This window comes from Streptomyces sp. NPDC045470 (assembly GCF_040646595.1).
Classification (GTDB): Bacteria; Actinomycetota; Actinomycetes; order Streptomycetales; family Streptomycetaceae; genus Streptomyces.
In genome coordinates, this window is record NZ_JBEZAN010000020.1 from 63,926 (window position 1) to 87,190 (window position 23,265).

19 protein-coding genes are annotated in these 23,265 nt (G+C 70.1%); 7 read left to right on the forward strand and 12 right to left on the reverse strand.

The features are described from left to right. Nucleotides 1-278 precede the first annotated feature (278 nt). On the forward strand, nucleotides 279-1,001 hold the full coding sequence (locus AB0A97_RS35295; protein ID WP_361158013.1) for a chaplin family protein: 723 nt from the start codon (nucleotides 279-281) through the stop codon (nucleotides 999-1,001). A 244-nt stretch (nucleotides 1,002-1,245) separates the two neighbouring features. Here the strand turns inward: AB0A97_RS35295 and AB0A97_RS35300 are convergent, their stop codons facing one another. Next, nucleotides 1,246-1,542, reverse strand: a complete 297-nt coding sequence (locus tag AB0A97_RS35300; protein WP_361158016.1) for an STAS domain-containing protein — start codon at nucleotides 1,540-1,542, stop codon at nucleotides 1,246-1,248. 635 nt (nucleotides 1,543-2,177) lie between these two features. Between AB0A97_RS35300 and AB0A97_RS35305 the strand changes: the two genes are divergently transcribed. From AB0A97_RS35305 to AB0A97_RS35320, 4 genes are all read left to right on the forward strand, one after another. Next, the gene (locus AB0A97_RS35305) at nucleotides 2,178-2,675 is read left to right on the forward strand and encodes an STAS domain-containing protein (protein ID WP_361158019.1); all 498 of its coding nucleotides are present in this window, start codon (nucleotides 2,178-2,180) and stop codon (nucleotides 2,673-2,675) included. Nucleotides 2,676-2,891: 216 nt separating this feature from the next. Next, entirely contained in the window at nucleotides 2,892-3,359 is a 468-nt protein-coding gene (locus AB0A97_RS35310) for an ATP-binding protein (RefSeq protein ID WP_361158021.1), read from the forward strand. A gap of 698 nt (nucleotides 3,360-4,057) precedes the next feature. Continuing rightward, nucleotides 4,058-4,759, forward strand: coding sequence for a GAF and ANTAR domain-containing protein (locus AB0A97_RS35315; RefSeq protein ID WP_361158024.1), 702 nt, complete (start codon nucleotides 4,058-4,060; stop codon nucleotides 4,757-4,759). Between the two features lie 553 nt (nucleotides 4,760-5,312). Next, a complete protein-coding gene (locus tag AB0A97_RS35320) occupies nucleotides 5,313-6,206 on the forward strand; it encodes a DUF5655 domain-containing protein (RefSeq protein ID WP_361158027.1) in 894 nt (297 codons plus the stop codon). A 554-nt stretch (nucleotides 6,207-6,760) separates the two neighbouring features. On the opposite strand, the gene cas3 is transcribed toward AB0A97_RS35320, so the two are convergent. The 6 genes from cas3 to AB0A97_RS35350 form a co-directional block, all read right to left on the reverse strand. Further along, nucleotides 6,761-8,101: a CRISPR-associated helicase Cas3' gene (gene cas3 / locus AB0A97_RS35325; protein WP_361158030.1), complete on the reverse strand. Its 1,341-nt coding sequence runs from the start codon at nucleotides 8,099-8,101 to the stop codon at nucleotides 6,761-6,763. 185 nt (nucleotides 8,102-8,286) lie between these two features. Next, nucleotides 8,287-9,390: a DNA alkylation repair protein gene (locus AB0A97_RS35330; RefSeq protein WP_361158033.1), complete on the reverse strand. Its 1,104-nt coding sequence runs from the start codon at nucleotides 9,388-9,390 to the stop codon at nucleotides 8,287-8,289. A gap of 520 nt (nucleotides 9,391-9,910) precedes the next feature. Continuing rightward, entirely contained in the window at nucleotides 9,911-11,305 is a 1,395-nt protein-coding gene (locus AB0A97_RS35335) for a DUF317 domain-containing protein (protein ID WP_361158036.1), read from the reverse strand. Nucleotides 11,306-11,357: 52 nt separating this feature from the next. Next, nucleotides 11,358-12,470 (reverse strand): DnaB-like helicase N-terminal domain-containing protein, encoded by a 1,113-nt coding sequence (locus AB0A97_RS35340; RefSeq protein ID WP_361158039.1) that lies wholly within the window; start codon nucleotides 12,468-12,470, stop codon nucleotides 11,358-11,360. Next, nucleotides 12,470-13,660 carry a DNA cytosine methyltransferase gene (locus tag AB0A97_RS35345; protein WP_361158042.1) on the reverse strand — a complete coding sequence of 397 codons (1,191 nt, stop codon included), beginning with the start codon at nucleotides 13,658-13,660 and terminating at the stop codon, nucleotides 12,470-12,472. The genes AB0A97_RS35340 and AB0A97_RS35345 overlap by 1 nt, the downstream gene beginning before the upstream one ends. Next, nucleotides 13,657-14,286 carry a hypothetical protein gene (locus AB0A97_RS35350; RefSeq protein ID WP_361158046.1) on the reverse strand — a complete coding sequence of 210 codons (630 nt, stop codon included), beginning with the start codon at nucleotides 14,284-14,286 and terminating at the stop codon, nucleotides 13,657-13,659. The genes AB0A97_RS35345 and AB0A97_RS35350 overlap by 4 nt, the downstream gene beginning before the upstream one ends. Before the next feature lie 563 nt (nucleotides 14,287-14,849). Between AB0A97_RS35350 and AB0A97_RS35355 the strand changes: the two genes are divergently transcribed. Continuing rightward, nucleotides 14,850-15,881 (forward strand): polyprenyl synthetase family protein, encoded by a 1,032-nt coding sequence (locus tag AB0A97_RS35355; RefSeq protein ID WP_361158050.1) that lies wholly within the window; start codon nucleotides 14,850-14,852, stop codon nucleotides 15,879-15,881. Between the two features lie 47 nt (nucleotides 15,882-15,928). On the opposite strand, the gene AB0A97_RS35360 is transcribed toward AB0A97_RS35355, so the two are convergent. Together AB0A97_RS35360 and AB0A97_RS35365 are read right to left on the reverse strand one after the other, a co-directional pair. Next, nucleotides 15,929-16,156: a recombinase gene (locus tag AB0A97_RS35360; RefSeq protein WP_361158053.1), complete on the reverse strand. Its 228-nt coding sequence runs from the start codon at nucleotides 16,154-16,156 to the stop codon at nucleotides 15,929-15,931. Nucleotides 16,157-16,307: 151 nt separating this feature from the next. Continuing rightward, the gene (locus tag AB0A97_RS35365) at nucleotides 16,308-16,793 is read right to left on the reverse strand and encodes a hypothetical protein (RefSeq protein WP_361158056.1); all 486 of its coding nucleotides are present in this window, start codon (nucleotides 16,791-16,793) and stop codon (nucleotides 16,308-16,310) included. Between the two features lie 114 nt (nucleotides 16,794-16,907). Between AB0A97_RS35365 and AB0A97_RS35370 the strand changes: the two genes are divergently transcribed. After that, nucleotides 16,908-17,183, forward strand: a complete 276-nt coding sequence (locus tag AB0A97_RS35370; RefSeq protein WP_361158059.1) for a hypothetical protein — start codon at nucleotides 16,908-16,910, stop codon at nucleotides 17,181-17,183. 144 nt (nucleotides 17,184-17,327) lie between these two features. Here AB0A97_RS35370 and AB0A97_RS35375 read toward each other — a convergent pair whose 3' ends face one another. The 3 genes from AB0A97_RS35375 to AB0A97_RS35385 form a co-directional block, all read right to left on the reverse strand. Further along, nucleotides 17,328-19,736 (reverse strand): site-specific integrase, encoded by a 2,409-nt coding sequence (locus AB0A97_RS35375; protein WP_361158062.1) that lies wholly within the window; start codon nucleotides 19,734-19,736, stop codon nucleotides 17,328-17,330. Continuing rightward, complete coding sequence (locus AB0A97_RS35380) at nucleotides 19,733-20,989, reverse strand: site-specific integrase (protein WP_361158065.1); 1,257 nt, start codon at nucleotides 20,987-20,989, stop codon at nucleotides 19,733-19,735. Before AB0A97_RS35380 ends, AB0A97_RS35375 begins: the two co-directional genes overlap by 4 nt. 67 nt (nucleotides 20,990-21,056) lie before the next feature. Beyond that, nucleotides 21,057-23,258 carry a site-specific integrase gene (locus AB0A97_RS35385; RefSeq protein ID WP_361158068.1) on the reverse strand — a complete coding sequence of 734 codons (2,202 nt, stop codon included), beginning with the start codon at nucleotides 23,256-23,258 and terminating at the stop codon, nucleotides 21,057-21,059. Nucleotides 23,259-23,265 lie beyond the last annotated feature (7 nt).

Here is a 23,265-nt window from a genome sequence, read left to right on the forward strand (position 1 = left end):
GACGGCGCTGCGGGCGAGGGGAGAACCGTTCAGGCAGTGGGGTGTGCGGAGAGCCGTGCGTTGCCTTCCGGCGTACCGATCGTTTGATCCGATACGACGCGCTCAACGTCCCTGCCCGGTTCCGTCATGGCTGCTCAACAAGAACCGGTAGGCCGGGTGTTCGCCGCCTGGGCGGTGGTCCCCGGCGCAGGGGGTTGAGCGATATCCCTTCGGGATACGGGCACCTGGCCGGCACCAGGTGCCCGGTTCGTCATCTTCGACAAGATGAAGGACCACACGTGCAGCACTTCGTGAAACACAGCGTGCTGGTCGCCGCGACGGCGACCGGAATACTGGCCGGCACGGCGGTGGGCGCATATGCCGACTCAGGTGCCGCGGGACGCACCGCGGCCGCCCCCGGCGTTCTCGCGGGCAACCTGCTCCAGGCCCCGGCGCATGTACCGGTGAACCTGTGCGGCAACACCGTCAACGTCATCGGCCTGCTCAACCCCGCCTTCGCCAACCACTGCGCCAGCACCGGCAGCGGCCACCGCCCACCCGGGCACAAGCCTCCAGGCGGCCACCAGCCGCCTGGCCACAAGCCTCCGGGGCACAAGCCGCCGGGCAACCACCAGCCCCCCGGTCATAAGCCTCCCGGCCACAAACCGCCCGGGCATAAGCCGCCGGGGCACCAGCCCCCGGGGCACCATCAGCCGCCCGGCGACCGGCCGCCGGGGCATGAGGTACCCGGGACTCCGGGGCCGGGGGGTCACCAGCCGCCCACTGATCCTCAGGGGCCGGGGCATCGGCCGCCGGCTGATGTCGCCGGAGAAGTGGACTCCCGCAACCCGTCGGCCGCCACCCCGGCCGGGGGCAGGGGCCGAGAGGCCGGGCACGCCGCCCAGGCCCCGGCCCTGGCACACACCGGCAGCGAACACCTCGGTGCTGCGGCTGCCACGAGCGGCGCTCTGCTGCTCGGCGGTATGGCACTCGTGCGCCGCAGCCGGAGCCCGCGCGACTGACCCCCGCCCCGCTGGCACTGCGTGACCAGCCGCACCTGGCGGCTCCAGCAGCGGGAGCCGCCAGTCGAGCACTCCGGCCCGGCGCCGCGGCAGGGGCGTCGGGCCCGCACGTGCTCCACGGTGCGCCATGATCACCGGCTTCCTCTTCGCGGCCCGGGCGGTCTTCTGGACGGAGCAACGAAGCCCCGCCCCTGCGGTCACGTACCGTTGCGGTTCCTTCACTCAATCGTCACGGTCAGTGCTGTCACAGCGATGGTGGCGGTGACGGTGGCTCGGCGAAGAGCGCACCGCGCCCGGCCGTCAGCTCCAGGCGGCGCCAGGTGCGGCCGTCGTCGGTCAGCGCGCGGACTGCGGCAGTGGTGTCGGCGTAAACGGGCAGCAGCGGACCGGTCCCCGTCCGTTCGATGACCTTGCGTACGGCGGGGCAGGGCCCGGCCTGCAGCAGTTCACCGCCGACCGAGTGCAGGCGCATGGCCTTGCGGACCAAAACGGCCAGGGCATCGATACTCAGCCGCTCCACCGCCGACACATCAAGAATCACCGTGGGTGCTGTCGCGCCGCACCGGATGACGGAGGCCAGACAGCTGACTGTCTCGCACGACCCGTCAGGCAGGGCCAGCAGATGGTACTGAGCAGGCCGTGCCGCCGTCATCAAAGCCTCACAGTCGCAGAGTTGGGCGCCCAGGCCCAAGAGCGCGCAGCTCGCATGGCGCAACGCGAGGACCGTGCCACTGACATACCCGGCCGCCCGAGCGCCACTCCGTCCCGCCGGAACGAAGTTCTCTACGCCTCTCTCCTGCTACGGGTAGCTGTTCTTCGCAGAATACTCACCAGTCCTTGGCCGCAGGGTACCTGCGCGGGGCAACCGGCAGGGGGTGGCGCACGCAGGAGCATGGCGCGCCGAGGACCACGGCACCGGGCGGCAGCCGAAGACCGAGGGACGAAGCCTTGCTCCCCTCCCCGTCCCTTGTTCGAAGGGGGTGGACTCAAAGCCGCATCGGCCGGTCAGATGTGGTCAGTTCACGGCCGCACGCGAGCGCAAGGAGGCGGAAGAGCGCATTCCTTTGATAGGGAAACCGTTTGCTCCTGCGGTTGGTGTGCGGTCCGTAAGGTGGCGTCCCACCGTCGGCAGGAGACCTGTCGCAGGTGCCCTCTTCCGGCAAGGAGCTGTCCCACTTGAGCATTCGCTGTCCCGCACCGCAGGGGAAGGTCCGCACGGTGCGGCCCACCGGCGAACTCGACCTGTCGACGGCCCCGGCGCTGCGCGACCTCCTTCGCGGAGACGAGGCAGCACCCGCGGCCCGCCTCATCGCCGACCTCACCGCCGTGACCTTCATGGACACCAGCACCCTCACCGAACTCGAAACCGCCCTGGCCCGCGGCGAGGCCGACGGCGGCTGGCTGCGCCTGGTCTACCATCAGCTCGCCATCGGCCGGCTGCTCCGGCTGACCGGACTGACCCGGCGCTTTCCCCGCTACGCCACCGTCCAGGACGCCTGTACAGGCCGTCCGGCCCGGGCCGTAGCCGTCCGCTCTGCTGCCGCATCCGCAGGATCGGCCGTACGCGGGGGTGGCCCACTGCACTGTGCCTGGCCCCACGCCCCGGCATGGCGCCGTGAGCCTGCCGGATGTCTGGCAGGAGGCCGGCAGGGGGCGTGGCCGAAACCCGCGTGACCGTGCAGAAGAGGCCGAGCTTCTCGGCGGCCTGCAACATTTTTTGCAGTACAGGTCCGGTGCTGTCGCTGGTCTCCCGGCGGGCGTGCGCCCGGCGTACGCCCGCCCGGTGTGCCGGGTGTCGCCGGAACTGCCGGGCAGGCCGGTTGTCCAGGGGCTTTGAGGGCACCCGGCACTCACCCGCCGTCCCGCCTTCGTACCCGGAAAGCGAGCCCCATGTACCAGCCGCACGCCCGCACCCTGCGAGCCGAGTACCTCCTGCCCCACACCGAGCGCGCGGCCTTGTGGGCGCGGCGCCTGACCGGCTTGTACCTCGGCCGAGAAGACACCGGGCGGCACCCCGTCGACACCTGCGACGCGGCGGTGGTGGTCTCCGAACTGGTCACCAACGCCGTCCGCCATACGCATGGCGCCTGCCGCCTGCGCTTATGCCTTTACAGCGGGCACCTGAGCGTCGAAGTGCACGATGACAGCCCGGCCCGGCTCCGGCCCCGGCCACTCGGAGGGGAAGCGGAAGACGGCCGTGGCCTGGCTTTGGTTGGCGCCATAGCCCAGACGCTGGATGTCCGCTGCGATCCGGGCGGCGGCAAGACCGTCCGGGCGACGCTGGGCACCGATCGGAAGCCGGCCGAAGTGGCCGGCGGCTTCGCTGCGGCTGACGGCAGCACCCGAAGGCGGGTGTGAGGACGTCCGGGGGCGCCGCCCTCACGCCCGGGTCATCCCCGCCTGTTGGCGGCGACCTGCGGTCCCAGGGAAGCAGGACGGTCAGCAGCCCGGCTCACAGGAACAGGCCCTTACCGGCCATCCCCGTCAAGCTGCTGAGCGGCGCGGTGCGCCGCACCAGCCGGGTGCTGCATCTCAGGGCCCGGTCGGGGCTCGCCGCACCCCCTGGCCATGGAAAGACGACGTGTCCCATGCGCCTCGTGGTGTCGCCGTCCGTGGTCCGTGCGGTCTTCGGGCGGGCTTTGCCGATTCCGCCTCCGGGCCCGGGCCGGCTGGCGTACCGTACGGGCGGCCCGCCTCGACGAGATGCGAGCACGAGGCGGGCCGCCTGCACAGCAGACCCAAGAGTCTTGCGGACAAGGCGTTGGCGAAAATCTGGACGGCGATGCCGGAGCGCGATGCAGGAGCCGCATGATGCCGACGAAGCAGCGTCTGCCGACCGTGACCGAAGGCCAGCTCCGTCTCCCTGCCCTTGCGCGTGTTTCTGCGGAGGGCCGGGTGCGCTGTCCCGCAGGACCGCGCCGGGCCGGCCGGGGCTGACGGTCGCGTTCCGGTTCGGCCGAAAGGACACGTTGGCAAACGACAGGAACGGGGACTCGGCACCGGTGTGTCAACGAAGTGGGAAGAACAAGGGGCGCACGGCGCCCGGGTTCGACGGCGTGCGCCTGGTGCATGCGGCCGCCCGCAAGCGCGACCGGGCCCGCCTTCCCCAGCGGTTGTGTGCGGCCCTGTGCCGGGGCCTGCCGGTGGAGGAGGTGTCCTTGTGCCTGTCCACCAGCCCAACCTCCCAGCAAGTACTGTGCACCTGCGGAGCGGCGGCACTGTGCCTGGAAGAGGTGCAGTTCGAAACCGGCGAAGGCCCCGGCACCGACGCCGCCGCCACCGGCCGCCCCGTGCTCTACCCCGACCTGCACACCCAGCCGATGCCCTACCCCTTCTTCGCCCCGCGCCTGCAGGAGGAGGCAGCGCACGTGGCAGCCGTCTACGCCTTCCCGCTCAGCCTGGGGACGCACACCTTCGGCACCGCGCAATGCGTGCGCTTCGACCCGCTGCGCCTGAATGCTCTGGCGCTGGCTCAGGCGGCTGCGGCCATGGACGCGGCCGCGGGCCTGGTCGCCGACTTCTGCCTGCCCCACTTCGCCGCCGACGACACGCTGCCCTGGGAGCCCGCCGAGACCATCGACGCGCACTGGGGCACCACCTACCGGGCCACCGGAGTGCTGGCCGGTATCCTGGACACTTCCGTTGCCGACGCCCTCGCGCGCCTGCGCGCCTTGGCCTTCGCCACCGGCCGCCCGCTGCCCGCCCTGGCCCACGACATCCTCCACAACCGGCGGCCGACGGCCGGCGGTGACGACTGACCCGGCTGACAGGCATCCGGTGGTCTCGCGGCATCCTGGCCGACGACAGCGTGCTGGGTATCCGTCCGTCCGGGCGGGTGCCTGCTTTCGGTCCCGGCTCCCCGCCCCAGCGCGTTGTTCCGATGCACAAGCTGCGTCGTTGCGAACCTTGCGTCGGTGCAGACGTCTCCCTGCCCGTAGTAGAACACTTCGCTGCTCTGCCGCGGCAGCACGACAGCAACCCGGCACTGGCGGAACGTCAGGTGAACGGTGGCGCCCCGGATGGCTCGCGCCGACCGTTCGGGGCCGTGAAGAGACAGAGCGGGTGTTTAGAAGGCACTCGATCCATCATCGAGTGCATGGCACCTGACCTGGGCAAACGTGCTCTTCCCGGGCTGTCCCCCGGGGCGTGGGGGACACATGGGGAAACGGCAGGATTTCGATGTCTGGGGGACACGAGAGGTCTGAGTGCCCGCTGTCAGGCTCTCACATCATCTTCACCGATTCGCGGCCCTCCGCAGAAACAATCGTGGGCCTCGCAGGCGTTGGCAGTCCCGGAGGCGAGGAGGGGAAGGTGTCGGGGCTGAAGCTGTTCCACACGACGAACGGCGGCGTGAGCGAGGTCGCGCCGCGTCTTGCTGAGGTCGAGGCGGATGTGCAGCACCTCATCGAGGCGCACATGGAGACGATGCTGGGCGTGCGGTTCCTGGCGAGCGAGTACAGCACCGGACCGGTGCACGGCGGGCGGATCGACTCGCTGGGTCTGGACGAGAACGACGCGCCGGTGGTCGTCGAGTACAAACGCGGCACGGATGCGGGCGTGATCAACCAGGGCCTGTTCTACCTGGCGTGGCTGATGGACCACCGGGCCGAGTTCGGGCACCTGGTCCGCGAGCGCCTGGGGGCGGCCGCCGCGTCCCGGGTGCGGTGGAGCGCGCCGCGGCTGATCTGCGTGGCGGGCGACTTCACCCGCTACGACGTGCACGCCGTGCGCGAGCACCGGCGCAGCATCGACCTGGTCCGCTACCGCTTCTACGGCGAGCGGCTCGTCGGCCTGGAGACGGTGGCCTCCGCCACGGGGCAGACACCGGCACCCGGGACGGCCCGCCGCCGGCGCCCGGCCGCAAGGACGCGCGGGCACCTGGCGCAGGGGGCGATGGCCGAACTGGCCGCCGCGGTCGACGAGACACTGCTGGGCCTGGGGCAGGACATCACCACGACCGAGAACCGCCTCTACCGGGCATACCGGCGGCTGCGGAACTTCGCCTGCGTGTGCCCGCCGCAGCAGACCAAGCTGCTCGTCTACCTCAAGGCCGACCCGAAGGAGACCGGCCTGGTGCCCGGCTTCACCCGGGACGTAACGGGACTGGGCCACCACGGCACCGGCAACCTGGAGGTCCGGCTGCGCACGGAGCGGGACCTGGAGCGGGCCCAGGACCTGTTCCGCCTCAGCTACGCCGCGGCGTAGCGCGAGACGCTGTAGGGCGTCGTCCTGGCCGGGGATGAAGTTGTGACAGGTCTGGCGTCGGCCTTTCGACGGCGGCGGCGGTGGACTCTCAATGATGCGGCGGATCCCCGGTTTGGCTAACCGGGGATTACGCGCTATACGGGCCGCTGCGGGAGGCGTGTCAGCGGTCGGCGCGGCGGACGAGCCCCAGCTCGGTGTCCAGCCGCAACGTGTGATGGGATGCTTCGTACGCTCCGATGGAGCCGTCCTGAGCGACAAAATGAGGCAGCAGTCGCAGGTCGCGGGCGGTGGGGGTGCGTTCCCACTCCTTCGGCGGGAAGGTTTCCTGATCGTCGTGGGCAGGTAGCTGCCCGGTGCCTGGACGGTCAGGCGCACCAGATGGGCTACGGTGTCATGGTCCAGGCGCTGCTGCGGTGCTGGGGGCACCGGCAGCGGCTGGGAGCATTCCGGGTCGAGCCATCGACGGCCGTCGGCAGTGGTGTAGAGGGGCAGGAATCGTTCGGAGTCGGCGCCCAGCCGCGTGGTGACCGCTGCGGGATCGATCTCGCGGTCGGTCAGCGGGTAAAGGTCCGTGACCTGGTGCGGGGCGGGGATGGCGACGGCATCGGCCGCGGCGGCCTGGGCCGTCTCGCGCACCGCTCGCTGCCGGTCGTCGGAGAGCGCCTGGTCGGCCAGGTCGTTGAGGTCGGCGTAGACCGTTTCGATCGCCTCGGCCACCTCGCCCACGTCCAGAGGCTGCCCGGCCCGGTCGGTGAGCAGGTCGCGCGTGCGGCGTAGCAGCGCCGCGTCGTAGACCTCGCCCCAGGCCGGTGGCGGCAGCGATCCGCTGGGGGAGCAGACACCAGGCGGGGTGCGTCGGCCCAGGCGGGGCGCGCGCCGCGTTCGCCGAGCTGGTGGCGGTGTCCGCGGCCGGCTCGCTGCAGCAGCTGGGCCAGCGGCGCCAGGTCACTGATCACCAAGTCGAAGTCCACGTCCAGGGACTGCTCGGCCACCTGCGTCGCGACGACGATCAGCGGCTCGTCCGGACGCGCCGCCGTGGGCCCCAGCAGGCCCAGCAGCAGTTGGGTGGTGGCGTCGCGCTGCCACACCGGCATCCGGGCGTGCAGCAGCAACAGCCGCGGCCGGCGCGAGCCGCGGCGTTCCTTCAGGGCGAGGTACGTCTGCTGGGCAGCCGGCACGGTATTGCACACCACCAGGACAGCCCCGGGATCCTGCCCGGCCTCGTAGAGCGGAGCGAGCTCCTCGGCCAGGCGCTGCGCCCGGCCGTCGCGGCGGTCCGGATCGTGGGTATGGCTCACCTCGTGCAGATCGATGACGAGCGAGCGCTGGCGGCGGCTTTCGATGACCGGCGAGGCGGTCACGGCGCCGGATGTGGCATCGGCGAACAGCCAGCCCGGATACGCGGGCGCGACGTCCCCGGCGCCGGGGTGCCCGGCCCCGCGCAGGTAGGCGTCGACCAGGCGGCGCGCCAGCGAGCCGGCCAAGGTGGCCGACAGCAGGACCACCGGTACCCCCAGGTGCCCCAGCCACTCCAGCAGACGCACGGTGAGCGCATGTCCGTACGCGTCATAGGCATGGGCCTCGTCAATGATCAGCGTCTTGCCGGACAGGCCGAGCCAGCGCAGCACATTGAACCGCACCGGCAGAGTCGCCATCGCCGCCTGGTCCCACGTGCCCACCGCGACGCCGGCGACGAGTCCGAGGTGCCGCCCGCGCAGGAACTCCCCGGCCGTGGTGGCAACGCAGCCCTCCCCGAGCACGGTGTCGCTGCCGTCCTCGGCGTATTCTTCATTCAGCCACGCCAGGCTGTGCAGCAGCGTGACCGGAGTGTCTGTCTGGGTGCTGCGCGCGACGTAGTCGCGTACGCGCTGCCACATCGCCTCGGTGGTGGCCATGGTCGGCAGCAGCACGGCCAGGCCCGCCCGGCCCGAGGCGAGCGTTTTCGACGGGCCGTAGTTCGGCCGGGCCGCCCTGCCGCTCTCGTACCCGGGGCTGTCCGCGACGGCGGGTTGTTGCCTTCGGGCTGTCCAGGCCGGTGTGCAGGTGGCCGCGTGGGTCCGTCTCGGTTCAGCTCAGACGCTCAGGCTGAGGCGTCTGGTGCTTCGGCAGCGGTGATGTGAACCTCGGTCGCGCCGAGAACGCGTCCGTTGGCCTGGACCTCGATGCGGTGCGGGCCGGGGTGGATCGTGCGGACCGAGAGGCTCTCGAACCGGTGCTGGCGTGAGAAGCGGACGGCTTGGCCTGCGGGAAGGTCCCGGACGGTCAGCTTGAACACCTTGCCCGCCTTGGGGCCGCGAACCCCCTGGTAATGGACCAGGTAGTCGATCACCGCTCTCGTCGCGTCGGCAGCATGCAGCGAGAAGGTGATGGTGGTCGCCTCCCCGATGGAGATGGTGGAGGGCGAGCAGACGAGGTCGGTGATCTCGATCGGAGTGTGGTGATCGAACCCGAGAACCGCGAGAGCCTCCGGGTGCCCTCGCTTGATGAGTGTCCGCAGTCCGTGGCGTACGACGAAATCGCCCTGCGTACTGCCGCGGAGCCATCGCCGGGCGGTGGCGAGGACCAGGTCGGGGTGGTCCTTGCTGATGTCGTTGAGGTGGTTCGCCACGGAACGGCGCACGTACAGGGACTCGTCGTTGACGAGAGGCTCCAGGAGCGCCAGCGCGGGAGCGGGGTCGGCGACGAACCGCGAGAGCTGGGGTGCCCAGGGCAGCCGCGGGCGTGTGCCCTCCGAGACGAGCCGCCGAACGTGTTCGTCCGGGTCGGTGGTCCATGCCCTGAGCTGCTCCATCGTGACCTCGTAGTGGGCTTCGACGAACGGTCGGATAGCGAACTCGGCGGTGTAGCGGGAAGTGAGCGCGGCCAGCAGCGGCAGCGCGACGTCGGGCCGGTCCAGCAGCGCCGAGGCGACGTAGGCGTTGACGGGCATGGAAGCCCACCCCGTGAGCCCCCCTCTGTCCAGGGCGGCGCGGATTACCCGGGCGGCTTCCTCGGGGGACGTCGGCATCGTCGCCGCGAGGGCGCGGGCGATCCAGTCGATACGGGCCTTCAGCTCCAGGTCACCGATGCCGGTGCACGCGAGCTGCTCGAAAGCCGCCCGGTCGAACGAGGCCGAGGCACCCGCAAGGTCACCCGCGAGACGCCCGATGAGCTCCGGCGACAGTTCATCCTTGAAATCGGCCATCTCAACGCCCGCCCACGGTCACGTCGAGGCCCCCGACCGCTCGCCCTGTACAGCTCCCGGCCGGCGGGAGGAGGGGCTCGATGCGCTCCCACTGTTCGTTCGGGAGCGGCGTGAATCTCGACCGGGGCAACATGGTTTCGAGTCTGTCATGGACCACTGACACACGGCCGGTACCTCAGGTTCTCTGAGCTGCGACGACACTCCGCCACGCGTCCGCCAGAGGGCGCCGCAACTCCGTCCCGTCCGGAGCGATGTACGCGACCTCGAACCCGGCCGCCAGCGGCCCGGCGGAACCGCCCGGCAGAACCTCTAGCGCATGGACCACGACCAGCTAACCCCGCCCTGTCCGCAAGGTAACTCTTCAGTCCGCAAGATCCTCCGCAACGTGAAGCTTCAATCCGCAGACTTCGACGTCACGGGACACCAGCGTTCACCCTCACCGGGCTCAGCGTGCTGGTGACGGAGGTGCCAGAGGGAAACGGCCCCGACCTATGGCGATCGGGGCCGTGATTTCGTCTTCTTACGAGCGTGTCCGGGAGGTGCGGAGTGTAGGGGGCTGGGGCGGGAGGGCGGGGGCCGGTGCGGTGTGGTGGGTCCGTCGCGGTGCGCCGGTGGAGGGCAGCCGACGGGTGACGCGTCCGTGCGCGAGTTCGTGCGCGAGTTCCTGCAGGGCGGTGGCGGGGATGCGCGGGGAGAGGCGGAAGCGCCAGGTGGGCCGGTCGATGCTGGTACCGGCCCAGGCGGTCCAGCCCGGCAGGGTGTCGGCGCTCCGGGTGGTGCGGGCGTCGAAGCGCAGGCCGGCGCCGTCTCCGTTGGGCGGCGTCCACTGGATCCCCCAGGTGTAGCTCGTCTGCTGCCAGCCCGCTTTCAGCAAGGCGGAGGCCGCCTGGGCCAGGTCCGGTTCGGGACTCGCGACGCGGACGTGTCCAGGCCCCGTGCCCTCGTGCCCCAGACGGTGCGCGTCCGGGGAGGTGAGGGTGTCGAGCAGGATACGGACGAGGGCCGCGGGCGTACGGGCACTGGCGGTGGCGTGCCAGAGGCGCTCGCCGACGGGAGAGCCGTAGACGGCGAAGGCCCAGGCCGTGTCCCTGGGGGCGGCCTCGTGGGTGAACTCGGCCCGCCGGGTCAGGGATTCGTGGCTGGCGACGGTCGTCTCGTCGCTCCAGGTGCGATATTTTTCCCAGTCACGGTGGTTGTCGAGGAAGTCGGCCAGCAGCGCTTCGTGGTCGCCGTCATCGGCGGCGTAGACGGGGACGGTCCGGGGCGCCGCCTCGTGTGCCTCGGTCTCTGACCGCGTCTCGCCTACAGGAGTCAGGGCCTGTGCGGCGGCTTGTTCGGTGTCGGTGGCGGGGGCCGGACCGGGCCGGACCGCGGCGCCGTGGAGGCGCTCGAAGTCGGAGATGGCTTCTGCGGGGCTGGTGAAGTCCAGGGCGATCTGCCGCAGGTGGTCTTCGCCGTGCAGGTGGACACTGTGGCCGTCGCGGTAGGTGCCGACGGCGACGGTGGTCCAGCCGTCGTGGGCGTGCAGGTGAATGATCAGGCGTCCGGACACGATGTCGTCGTGGATCTGCTGGGCCTGGTCGGAGACCTCCCGTATCTCGTCGCGGTCCAGCCAGTGCAGGGGATGGCCGGTCCAGTCCCACTCGGTGTCGATGTCCTCTTGGAGGGTGGTGGTGACCTCGACGGTGAGGCCCGCCGCGCGCAGGGCGTGGGCGGCCTGCTGGGCATAGTGGGGTTCCTCGTGGTCGATGCGGGCCAGGACCAGGGTGCGTTCGCCGGTGGCGCGGAAGCCGTGGACGCTCAGCAGGGCCCGCGCGGTGGTGGGGGAGGAGCCGGTGAGGGTGGCGGTGACGGCGGAGGTGTGCTGGGGGTGTCGGTCGAGGCGGACGTGGGCGGCGGTGCCGGGCTGGGCCATGGTCCTCGTTTCTGGGCCGGCTGGACGCGGCGGGCCGGCCGGGCAGGGTGGGTTATCGCCAGACGCGGGTGGCCGGTGAGGCAGCGGTGGTCCGCAGGCGGGGCCCGGCGCGGGGCACGGCCGGCGTGCGGGGCGTGGCGGGGCTGCGGGTGGCGCGCTGCCAGCGGGTGCGTCGGGCGGTCAGATCGGCCAGGGCGCGGCGGCTGCCGGTGGCGAGCTGGTGCGGGGTGTTGGCCGCATCGTCGGTGAACGCCCGGATGCACTGGGCGGTGGTGTGGGCCTGGGCGAGCAGGGCGCGCCGCAGGATCTTCTCGCCCCAGTGTTCGGGAGTGCCGACCGGGGTGGTGAGCAGGCCGAGCAGATCGTCGGGGGTGAACTCGGCGATCAGCAGATGCTGGTGCTGGGCTTCCCACAGCACGGTGACCGCGTCGACGGGCTCGCGGCGGTGCACCAGTGCGGTCAGGCACGCAAAGAGCTGCCCGTGCCGTGGCAGGGCGAAGTCGTCGGGCTGCAGCCAGCGCATCTGACGCAGCCTGGCGGGCTGCGCCGTCGCACACGCGAGCAGCGCCTGCTCCTCCTCCCGGGCTTCCTCGCCGGCGGTGGGCCGGGCGGGGGCGGGAGGCGGGGTGCGGGGAAGCGAGCCGGGGTGCGGGGCGAACCGGCCCGACAGGGTGTCCAGGAAGCCGGACAGGGCGTCGCACCGGGCCAGGACGGTGGCGGCCGGGTCGGGAAGCGACCCGTCGGTGGCGGCCTGGGCGAGGCGCTCGGCGTGCTCGCGCAGGGTGCGGCGGGCGTAGTCGGCTTCGATCATCCGGGCGTAGGCCACCGCGTGCCCGGGCCAGGGACACCGGTGCACGAGACTGTGCAGATAGGAGGCGGTCAGCCCAGGCGCCTGGGGCTGGGCCGCGTCCAGGACGCGGCGCAACCACACCGGGGCCGTGCGGTGCTCGTCGGCGCCAGGCACGGCAGCGGTGCGCATCGCCGCATACAGGGCGCTGTGGGCAGGGTCGCCGAAATGCTCGGCAGCCAGCGAGCCGAGTCCGTCCAGGCGGGCGGGTTCGAGGAGGAGGGCGCCGAGCAGGGCCTGCTCGGCGTAGTGCACCGGCGCCGGAGGAGGCGCGTCCGCCAGCCCGGCGCCCTCGTCGGGTGCGGAGGTGGAGGGCATCAGGCGGCCAGGGTGAAGTCGTCGGGGCCGAGGGTGCGGCCGAGGTGCGGGGCCAGCAGGTGGGCGGCGAGCCGGGGTGGGACGGCGTTGCCGATCTGGGAGAACTGCTGGCCCTTGTTGCCGGCCCACGGGTAGTCGGCGGGGAAGGTCTGCAGCACGCCCGCTTCCGGGGCGGTGATGCGGATCGCCTCCGGTGCGGGTGCGTCCTTGTCCGCTGTGGGGTGAGGAGGTTCGGCGACCCAGACGCACTCGTTGGCGCGGTGCCCGAAGAACAGCGTCCCGGCGGGCTCGTCGAGGGTGCGGACGGTGGCGTTGGCCTGGCTGTTGGTGCGCAGCGACCACGTCCTTGCGGATGCGGTGCCGGCCGGGCCGCCGGCGCCACGGGTGCGGGGCGGGGGCTGCCAGGTGCCGCGGTCGCGGGCGTCGGCCAGCGTCTTGCGGGAACCGGAGGGGAAGGGTTCGGGGCCTCCGCCGGGTCCGCCTCCGGCACACACGGTCGGCACGGGCCGGTCGGTGGCGCCCCAGCCCAACGCCTTGGCCATGGACACCCAGCGGGCCCGGCCGGGGCCGAAGAGCGTGGGCGGTTCCGGAACGCGTGCGTGCGTGGGCTCCGGCGGTACGGCGGGGTGGGTACGCGAGGCGAGCAGGATCGCCCGCCGCCGCGTCTGGGGCACCCCGAAGTCGGCCGCGTTGAGAATCCCGCACCACGCGGAAAACCCCCACGAGCGCAGGATGGCCGCGTACTGCTTCCACAGCGGCAAGACGTCGGGCACTTCCTCCATGGCCACCCATTCCGGCTCGCCCACCGTGTTCAGGGCGTACAGGTAGCGCATGGGCTCGGCAGCCAGCAGCGAACGCACATCCCGGCAGGCACCGAGCAGCTTCTCGCGGGTGTCGCGCCCGGCGGCCAGATCGGCGACAGCCTGGTGGACCAGCGGCTGGTCGAGCAGACCGAGCCGCTTGCCGGCCATCGACCACGCCTGGCACGGAGGCGAGGCGATCACACCCGTGCAGCGGCCGAGAAACGGGCCCACCGGGTAGCGGGCGACATCGGTCCGCAGCGTCAACTGCCCAGCCGCGGCGCGAGTGCGGCAGGCCCACTGGTCCCATTCCAGGCCGATGTCCCGTATGCCGAGCATGGACAGGGCGTACGACCAGCCGCCGGGCCCGGCGAACAGATCCAGGATCACGCGGCCAGCCCGAAGTCGTCCTGCCTCGGCTGCTCGCCGCGACAGGCCCAGGGCGAACAGCCGTCGGCCACACCCTCCTCCAGCACGTCGAGGCTGTCGGGGTCCGCGGGCTCGGCGTCGAGTTCGGTCTGGCGGGCGGCCCATTCGGCGGCGGTGACGTGGTCGATGGGCGCCTGGTCGAGCGGGACGCGGGAGCGGTGCAGGAATGCCTGGCCGAGCAGCCGGTTGTCACCGGCGTTCGCGCGGGCGTTGCCGCCGCGGATGGCCGCGTCGAAGGCGACGACGTCGGCCCACTCGGCCGGGCTGTGGTCCCGGATGTGCCGCCACTGGGCGTTGCCGTGGAAGGGACAGCCCAGACAGCTCGACTTCGGAGTGTCGGCCAGACCGCGCTGCTTGAGATAGCGCAGGCAGTCGGCGCGCGACCAGTCCAGTTCGATGAGCGGGTGCCGGTTGTGCATGTAGGCGACGTCGGCGTCCTTGGCCCGGTGGAACTCATCGGTGGAGATCCCGACCCACTGCTCGACGAACACACCCTTGGGGATGCGCCGGGGATATGGGTAGCCGAGGAGGGCGCGGACCTGCTTCTTGATGGGTTTGATCTTGTATTCGCCGGTGCTTCTCTGCACTTCACCCTCATGGGTGAACGGGGGTATGTGGCTCGTCATAGGGCTTCCGAGATCGATTGGGATGGGGTCAGGGGTGGCGACGGCGCTGGCCGCTGCCAGGCAGATCACCCGGTGCCGACGGGATCAGCGCTCTCATTGGAGCGGTGCAAACGTGAGGGCGAGGCGGTGAGGGGTAGAAGTAGGCGTTGACCTCGGACGAGGAGGCCGGCGACTTCTGGGGGCTTCGCTCGCGGGCCGAGTGGCTGTTCACGTCCCGGCCGGATGGGGAGAGAGCGTGCCAAGCACACCTCGCGGTTGGCTCCCACAGGGCGGCTTACTGAGGTGCGTTGACCACGTCGGCAGTCACCGTGCCGTGGCCGGGGACGCCTGGTTCGAGCTCATCGACGGTGACGGTGGGGTCCTACTTCGTCAACGAGGCCACCGTGATCGATGTAGAGCCCCCGCCAGCCACGCCGTGGCTCTCCTGGGTTGGGGTGTGCCGTGTCATCTGGCACCGGCGTCTCGTTAGCGACCATGATCGTTGGGCGTCGACCCCACGTCTTGGAAAGTGAAGGAGCGCTGGCGTGCATTCCGATCCGCGTACTGGTGATCGTACGGCTGAGGAGATCTTCGAAGCAGGAGGGAAGGTCATCGATCCGGCCGTCAGAAGCGTGGTGGAACGCCTGCCCGCACCGCTGGTGGAAGCCGTTCGCTACCACTACGGCTGGGCTGGCAAGGGTGGCGGACCGGTCATCGGCCAGCGCGGCGGTGTCGGACGCCGGGGTCTGGTGCTTCCTCTGCTGTGCGCGGGTGTCGACGGCGGGCCCGTCGAACGGGGAGTCGCCGCCACGGTCGTCGGCGATCTCCTGGTGAACACCTCGATCATCCACGACGACGTCCTCGACCGGGACCCCGTGCGCCGCGGTAGGCCGGCGCTATGGGCGGCCTACGGCACCGAATGCGCGCTCATGGTGGGCGACGCCCTTCTGGGGCTGGCCTTCTCTCACCTGGGCGAGCAAAGCCACCCCCGTACCCCCCAGGCGCTTCGGATGATGAGTGACGGCTGGAGCCGCCTGTGCGCTGGGCAAGCGCGCGACACCGGTCAGGAGGGGCGAGTTGGGACGTCCCTGGAGGAGGCCGTCGCCGTGAACCAGGCCAAGGCAGCGGACGGCCTGCGTGGTGTGTTCTGCCTGCCCGTCCTGTTCACCGACGCCACCAGCGAGCAGGTGGACGCCGTCGGGGAGTACGGCTTCCACTTCGGGATGGCCGCGCAGTACCACAACGATCTGACGGACGTGTGGCCGACGCTCGACAGGGGACGGGCGTCGGGCGGCGACATCCGGCGCCGCAAGATGACGCCTATGGTCACAGTCGCCCTTGCGTCCGGGCACCGCGACAGCGAGCGCCTCGCCGCCTACTACGCGGGCCAGGGCGATCCCGGCGAGGAGGAAGTCGCTGCGATCGCCGAGCTGATCGACCGATGCGGCGGCCGCGACTGGACCGTCGCCCAGAACCTCAAGCACATGCGCCTGGCCGCCGAACACCTCCAAAAGGCGGATCCGCCGTCGGCGCTCTATGACGACCTCCTCGCGACCGGAGCCCGCTACCTGGCATGAGCTCCGGGCGCACGGCGGTGCTGCACGGGACGACATCCTGGGGAAGGTCATTCGGACTCCTGCGGACGGTGGCGTGTGGGGATGCCGAGGTGGACAGCTGGGCGCTGGGCTCGGCGTTGGGTCTCGTCGCTCTTGGCGCGGAGGAAGGTGAGGGTGAGGTCGATACCTTCAATCTCACCGATCCAGCCCTCGGCTTCGGCTTGTGCCCGGCGGTGTAGAAGGTCGGCTTCCAGCTCGGTGAGCCGGACGAGCATCTTGGGATTGACGTGGAGCATCGGGCAGCGGATGCAGGCTTATCCGAACTAGCTCAGCTCGGCGGCAGGCCCGTGCGAGCCGCCGTTCACTACGGAAAGTAGTCGTGAAGAAGTTGGCTGGAGACGTTCCATCGAGCGTGTCGTGCACGTCATCCGCACGTGCTTCGCGGTCCTACTGGGAAAACGCGTAGGTCCGGACGGGATCGAGGTGCAGTTCAAAGGGCGTGAAACAGTCGGCCGCGAGAGTCGCGACCGGGGCGCCGCAGGGGCAGGCCCGGTTGAGTCCCGTGTCGCCTGTCGGTCCGCAGTATCCACTGCTGTTCTCCCAGTTGGGCAGTGGCTGAAGGCCGGCGGCGTCATCAGGATGCACCAGCACTGTGTGTCGGCTGCCGGCCGAGATGACGAAGCCTTCTTCTCGGCAGACCAAATGTCCGCGCGGCTGCGCTGGCTTCGGGTCCTCCTGATCGTCCTGCACGACGTAGGGAGCTCCCCAGGGCTCGGGATCGATCGCGTAGTGGCCCTGCGGAACGGTGGAAGGCGCCCGGCGTGTCTCCTTGTCCCGGTCGCGCTCGTCGTCTGAGACGTGAGGGACGCTGGCAAGCTCGGCGAGCTCCGGCGTGATCGCGGAGCCACACTTGGAACACAGGAAGACGGTCATCCCCTCGTTGTAGTGCTTAGGACCGCTCCTCCGCATCCTCGTTTCGCTGCTTGGGGTCGATGCGCGCGACGGCTGGATGACGGCCGCTTCGACCCCCTCGGTAGAGTCTCGACAATGACAGGGAAGCAGGGCCGCCGGCCAAAGGTCGACCAGGATGGTGGCATCGAGGACGTGACGCTCCTCATCCTGGAATGGCTGGGTGAGCAGGGTGTGAACGCCATGATCAGAGTGGACGCCGAGAGAGTGGCTGAAAGCGCGCCAGCGTGGACGTTCGCCGCCAGTGGGGGTCCCTTGGAGCATGGCATGCGTGCTGACGGGAGGACTGTGCAGCAATGTATGTCCACAGCACTGTTGCAGCTGCGCGAGGCCGGACTATCGGTTCCCTTTTGATCTTCGTCGTCGTTCGTGTCTGGCTTCGCTCGTTATCAACGGGACCAAGCCGTTGTCGGCATCGCCGTGAGCATCGAGGCCCGGCTGCCTCACTGCGGTGGTGACTGAGCCGGGCAGGTGCGAGACGCCTGATGGGGTCGGCCGTCAGCCAAGGTCAGGCCGCGCGGTGAACCGGCCGGCGTCCCGGCGGATGTCGGGCATGCCGAGATGGACGGTGGACGGTTGCGCCGCACGCTCGCGCATGGCCTCCAGCTTCTGTGTGGCGGCGGCCATGGTGGTCTCGATGGCGGCGACCTCGCCGAGCCAGCCGTGTTCCCGGGCTTCCTGGAGCCGGTCGACGAGGTTGGCGTGGATCTCCTGGAGACGTGGCATCTGGGCCGGGTCCACGAGGAGGAGGGGACATCTGACACAGGCGTTTTCATGCTGGCACGGGGTCGCGTAGTCGCGGCCGCAGGTCCCCAAGGCGACCTTGCGGAGCTCAAAGTGGGCCAGGAACTCGTTCCACTCGGTGGTGGTGAGCTCGCGGTACTCCTCGCTGGGCCGTTCGGTTCTGCGGCGGGCGATGAAGGCCCGGTGATGGGAGATCACGTCCTCTGGGTAGATCGCGGCATAGCCCATGGTCGTGTCCAGAGCGGCGTGTCCGCAGATTTTCGCGGCGATGTGCGGGGGCAGTCCGGAGCGGATGGCGTCGGTCACGAAGATCCTTCTGAAGTCGTGGGGGCGCCATTCGAGCGGGTCGCCGGCCACGGTGATCTGGGCGGACTGCGAGGTCGCGACCAGGCACTCGCGGATGTAGCTGCGGGTCAGCGGCCGGTCCTCGGTGCCGTACCGGCGTTGGAACAGGAACGGCATGGGCGGGCTCCAGGTCTGCTCGAACACGTCGTAGGCCGACACCAGCGGCAGGGCGGCATTCCCGGCCCGGACCCGGAAGATGACCGCGGTCAGAACCTCCGCGAGTTCCGGGGAGACCAGCAGCAGTCGCTCCGCATCGGTCTTGGACGGGGCGACCTGCAGCATCGGCACCACCTCGCCGGTGGTGGGCAGGGTGTATGCGATGAAGCTGTGGTGGGTGAGCTCCAGCATCTCCTCGATCCGGATGCCGGTGTGCCGCAGCACCTCCACCGTCGCCCAGGACCAGAACGCCGCCTCCTCCTCGTGGGTCAGGTTCCGCCGCCTGCCGGCGGCCACCTCGGTGACGTAGACGCGGCGGGCCTGCCCGGACCCGCAGCGCTCGAACTCCTCCCCGGCAACGAGGAACCGTCCACCAGCTGGCGTCGTGCGGGCCGCGGTGATGCGAGCCTCGGCGTCCTTGCGCTGCCGCTCGACGGCGCGAAGCAGGGCGGGCAGTAGCGGCAGCTGGGTCCGGGTCCGCTGGTCCATCCGGGACTTGACCCTGGCTTTGGCCTTCTTCGTCGCGCACTCGTTCGCCTTGATCGGACACGGTGCCACCCAGGGCGCCCACCGCGCTGGATCGTCGGCGGCCCAGCGGGCGATGTCCTGGTAGAACGCCCGGACGAACACCAGCTCGCTGCGGAAGTTCACCCGCTCCCGCACCGGCTGGCCCTGGGCGTCACGGATGAAGGCCAGTCGTTTCTTCCACGCCTTCGCGACCTCGGGCGTCAGTCGCAGCGAGTCGATGCCCGGATGGTGGATCTCCAGGTCGCGCCAGAACAACCGGCACAGGTTGCGGGCGATGGCCCGCAGCGAGACGTGGTCGAGCTCGGGAGCCCGGTCAGTGAAGTACTCGACCAGCAGGTCACGGACGGGCCGGCACTCGATGCCGTACGCGTCGACGATCTGCTCGACGCTGCGGCGGCCCTCGATGCGAAGCGCCCGCAGCCGCAGCGGTGCGCTGGCCGGGAGCACGCCGGTCTCCTTGAGCAGGGCGTAGAACAGCGGACGGCCGGCGCTGCCGCGGAAGTGGTGTTCCTCCAGTGCGGCGGTCAGCTCGATGCAGTCGCCGACGGTGATGTCGCTGACCAGCCCGCCCTTGCGGATCACGATCCAGGTGAGCTTGTTCAGGGCGTCGGACCTCGCTGTCGGGGTCGCGTGCTGGGCCAGTTGTTCGAGCCGCTGGAAGGCATCGGGGTCGCTGGCGGCCCGGGTCTCGGTGAGCATCACCGTCACGCGCTGCCGCAGCAGCCACGGGTAGCTGGGGCGGATCGCCTGCCCGGCGACCAGGAGCACAAGTCCCGTGGACAGTTCATCGCGCCAGTGGCTCTTGGGTGTGCCGTGTCCCTGGAGGGGCAGATCGGTCCACTCGAAACCGGCGTCGTCCGCCCCGCTGGCCACCCAGCGATCCTGCCAGGTCTCTCCGGGTTGGCCTTCGAGCCAGTCCAGCAGCTTACCCAGGCCCCGCCGCCGGGTCTTGTCGCGGGTCAGGCCCGCACCGGGGTCGGTGAACAATCCAAGCAGCCGCTCGACCAGGCTCTCCCGGCTCTGACGGGTCTGCCACCAGCTCGCTTCGCCGACTCGCGGTTCCCACTCCAGCGCTTTGTCTACCTCATGTGGCTCGACGGCCCTGGCGACGTCGACGTTCGCGGTCGGGTTCACCGGTTTTCGCCGCCCGCAGCCGAAGTGCCGAACAGCGCTGCCAGCACCTCGGGGCGGTAACCCGGCGCCGGCGGGGCCGGCGGCTTGGCCTGCTCGGCGCGCTGTCGTTCATGGTGGGCCAGGACGTGGGCGACGACCTCGTCGGGCGTGGGAGCGATGTAAATTTCCGTGGTGGTGATGTGGGCATGTCCCATAACCCACTGCACGTCGGCGAGGGTCAGGTTCGGATCGCGGACCATCCTCTTGGCCGCGCTGTGCCGCAGGTCGTGCAGGGTCCAGTTCGCGCCGAGCAACTGGTTGGCACGGGTGAAAACCATCCGGGCCGCGTCGTACTCCAGAGGGCGGAAGGGCCGTCGCAGCGTCCACCACAGCGGTTCCGACGGGTGCTTGGGGACCATACCGCGCAGTTCTTGCTGGTAGAGCCGCAGCCACACGAACGCGTCGGCGGAGGCGGGAAGGTGCTGCAGGACCTGGTTGCCCTTGCGGACCACGCCGATCGTCTGGTCCCCGGGAGCGACCAGGCCCTGCGGGACGCCGAGCAGTTCAGAGGCGCGGGCGCCGGTGGAGATGTAGAACGCGATCAGAGCCCTGTCCCGGTTGTACTTCAACCCGGCGAACAGGTCGTTGAATGCCTGCTCAGGAATGATCCGCGGGGTCGGCTTGGGCTCCTTGGGCTGGTAGGTGCCCCGGCGCGAGGGCTGCCGGAACGGCTGCATCGGGTTGTGATGCGCGTTCGGACTCCCCTCATCGGCAGCTCTGCCCTGCGGGAACGGGTTGATCAGCGGCCGGCCGTGGGTCTCGCGGTGGTACTCGTAAAACGAGCGGATCACCGCGCGAGCGTGCCGCCTGGTCCGAGCGGCATAGTTCTCGCCGGGCGTGGCCTTCCCCGTGACCGGGTTCACCGAGCCCGGTGCGGGTGCGTCGGGACGGCGCCGCCGAGGCGGCTTCTTCGTGGTCTTCAGCCACAGCGCGAAGTCACGGGCCTCGACTCGGCTCGCCAGATGCCAGGGAACGTCCACGGCGCGTAAGAACCGGCCCCACGCCAACAGCTCATAGGCGTAGGACCGCAGCGACGTCGGACTCGCGTCGTCGGCGAGCATGTGGTGCAGGAATTCACTGACCGCCGCCACCTCGGTGCCATCGGCGTCTACGAGCCGGAACGGCCGCAGAGGGTCATCGGTCTTCTCGACGCGGCCGACCCTCGCCACCTTCAGCGTCGCCACGTTCCGGACCGTCACGCTGTGCTCTGGCATCCATTCCTCCACGGGCCGACCTACTGGACGACACGCGATGAAACCAGATCCACCACCACACGCGCAGTCACCACGAACCGTCAGCAGCAGCCACAACCCCCTTGTCATCACTATGAGTTGAGCAAAGGGAGGCCCAATCTAGTTCGGTCAACGGGACATGTTCGTGCTGGCAGGGGGTGCCGTAGGGGCGTCCGCAGGAGCCGAGCTCGACCTTGCGGCGGTCGAAGTGCTCCTCGAACTCGGTCCACTCCTGCTCGGTGGCGTCCCGGTACTCCTCCGAGGGCCGGACCTGGCGCCTCTGGTGGAGGTGGGCCTGGTAGTGGCGGATCACGTCCTCGTCGAAGACGGCGACATAGCCGCGGGTGGTCTGGATGCTGAGGTGACCCAGCAGCGCGGCGCCGATGTGGATGGGCAGGCCACTGTTGACCAGCTCGGTGGCGAAGATCCTCCGGAAGTCGTGCGGGGTGAACTTCAGCCCGCGGAAGCCAGGGTGGGTCTCGGCCAGGTCCTCACAGCGTCGGCTGATCATCTTCTGGATGGTGCCGGGGTTGAAGATTTTCGATCCGATCGCTCCGTTCTGGCGCTGGAAGAGGAACGGCATCGGCGCACTCCAGACCTTGTCGTGCTGGTCGTGGCGACTGACCAGCGGAATCGGCCTTCCTCGTCGGCCGTGGCGCCGGATGATCGAGGCGATGACGTGGAACAGCTCGGCCGACATCGGGATGACGCGCTCGCGGTCCGTCTTGGACGGTTCGATGACGAGCAGGGCGATGACCTCGCCGTTCGCGCGCTGATACTGGCGGATGCTGAGGTGGGTCAGCTCGCACAGCTCCTCAATGCGTACTCCGGAATGCCGCAAGGTCTCCACTGCCGCCCAGTCCCAGAAAGCGGCCTCCTCCTCCGTGCCGATGTGCCTCAGTTCACCGGAGTCCAGGTCCAGCAAGCGGGTGGGAACGGCGTCGCCGTGCCGGAGCTGCTTTTGGTCTGATTCGCTGATGACCCGGCGGTAGGTGTTGCCGGCGAAGGTGAACTCCTCCCCGTCGGCGGCCTGGTCGGCACGTTCGAGCAGGAGCCGGGCATGGTCGTAGCGGGACTCGACGTGGTCGACCAAGACGGGTAGGAGCGGCTGGCGCTGCCGGGTGCGATCCGCGGAGCGTTCGGTCCCCTTCCGTCGGCGGACGCCCAGACCGTGGAATTCACCGGGCGGGACGGGACACGGTGCGACCCAAGCCGCCCAGCGTTCGGGTTCAGCAGCAGCCCAGGTGTGCAGGTCGTAGTAGAAGCTGCGGACCGAGATGACGATGTCGTCCTGGCCCCGCCGGTGGGTGCCATCGTCCTTGAGACGGATCGTCTCGCGCCAGCGCGCGTAGAGGTCCGGTGCGATTCGGAGTCCCTGCTGGCCGGGGTTAAGCTGCTCGATCTTCACCCAGAAGTGCTTGACCAGCAGGAGCGCGAGCTGCTTCAAGCTGGAGTAGTCGAGATCGGCTCGACGCCGGCCGAAGTAGTCGATCAGCAGGCCGCGGACGGCCTGGTCGCGGATCCCGTACTGATCGACGAGTTCCTCGATGGTCCGCTGGCCGCGCATCATCGCCGCCCGCATGGTCGTCGGCGTCGACGCCGGGAACCGCCCCATCGTGATCAGGGCCGTCCACATGCCGTGGCCGAAAAGGCGGTTGGAGGCCGGTTGTCCGGGCTGGAGGCGGCAGCGGGCCAGCCGGTTGTCGTGCGCGTACTGGAGGATCGACTCCGGCGTGACGTCAGCCAGCGCGACGCCCTGGTAGGTCAGGAGCGTGCACATGCCGAGCACTGCCTCCCGCTGGTGCTTGAGCCGCAGCTCCTGTGCGGCGATGTGCTCCTCGAAAGTGACCAGCAGCGGGTCTTTCTGCGCGGAGATGAACAAGGGCGTGAAGTTGTTCAGCTGGTTCTGCCGGAAGGCGAGCATCGTGGGCTGGACGACGCGGAGGCAGAACAGCGTGCGGACCCCCGGGGTGACCGCGAGGCCGGTCGTCCTGCGGGCACCGAGACTGTTCGCCTTGATCAGCCCTTTGCCCAGAGGGCTGGCGTCCCACCGCTCCTGCCAGGTGTGCCCCGGGTGCGTGGACAGGTACTGAAGAATGCCGCGGGTGGCCTGAGCGCGCTGGTGCCGGGTAACGGTGGACGCGTCTTCCCAGACGTCGAAGGCCAGCTTGGAGACGTGGTTGATCGACGCTGCAGACAGTTCTCCGTGCGGTCGCGGCGGCGGATCCGAGACCGCAGGCTGCGGCTTCATCGGACCA

Bases quoted from the DNA above. Each gene is read 5' to 3' on its own strand.
- AB0A97_RS35310 (WP_361158021.1), top strand. From the start codon at position 2,892: ATGTACCAGCCGCACGCCCGCACCCTGCGAGCCGAGTACCTCCTGCCC.
- cas3 (WP_361158030.1), bottom strand. From the start codon at position 8,101: ATGGCCACCACCGAGGCGATGTGGCAGCGCGTACGCGACTACGTCGCG.
- AB0A97_RS35330 (WP_361158033.1), bottom strand. From the start codon at position 9,390: ATGGCCGATTTCAAGGATGAACTGTCGCCGGAGCTCATCGGGCGTCTC.
- AB0A97_RS35335 (WP_361158036.1), bottom strand. From the start codon at position 11,305: ATGGCCCAGCCCGGCACCGCCGCCCACGTCCGCCTCGACCGACACCCC.
- AB0A97_RS35340 (WP_361158039.1), bottom strand. From the start codon at position 12,470: ATGCCCTCCACCTCCGCACCCGACGAGGGCGCCGGGCTGGCGGACGCG.
- AB0A97_RS35360 (WP_361158053.1), bottom strand. From the start codon at position 16,156: ATGCTCCACGTCAATCCCAAGATGCTCGTCCGGCTCACCGAGCTGGAA.
- AB0A97_RS35365 (WP_361158056.1), bottom strand. From the start codon at position 16,793: ATGACCGTCTTCCTGTGTTCCAAGTGTGGCTCCGCGATCACGCCGGAG.
- AB0A97_RS35370 (WP_361158059.1), top strand. From the start codon at position 16,908: ATGACAGGGAAGCAGGGCCGCCGGCCAAAGGTCGACCAGGATGGTGGC.
- AB0A97_RS35380 (WP_361158065.1), bottom strand. From the start codon at position 20,989: ATGCCAGAGCACAGCGTGACGGTCCGGAACGTGGCGACGCTGAAGGTG.
- AB0A97_RS35385 (WP_361158068.1), bottom strand. From the start codon at position 23,258: ATGAAGCCGCAGCCTGCGGTCTCGGATCCGCCGCCGCGACCGCACGGA.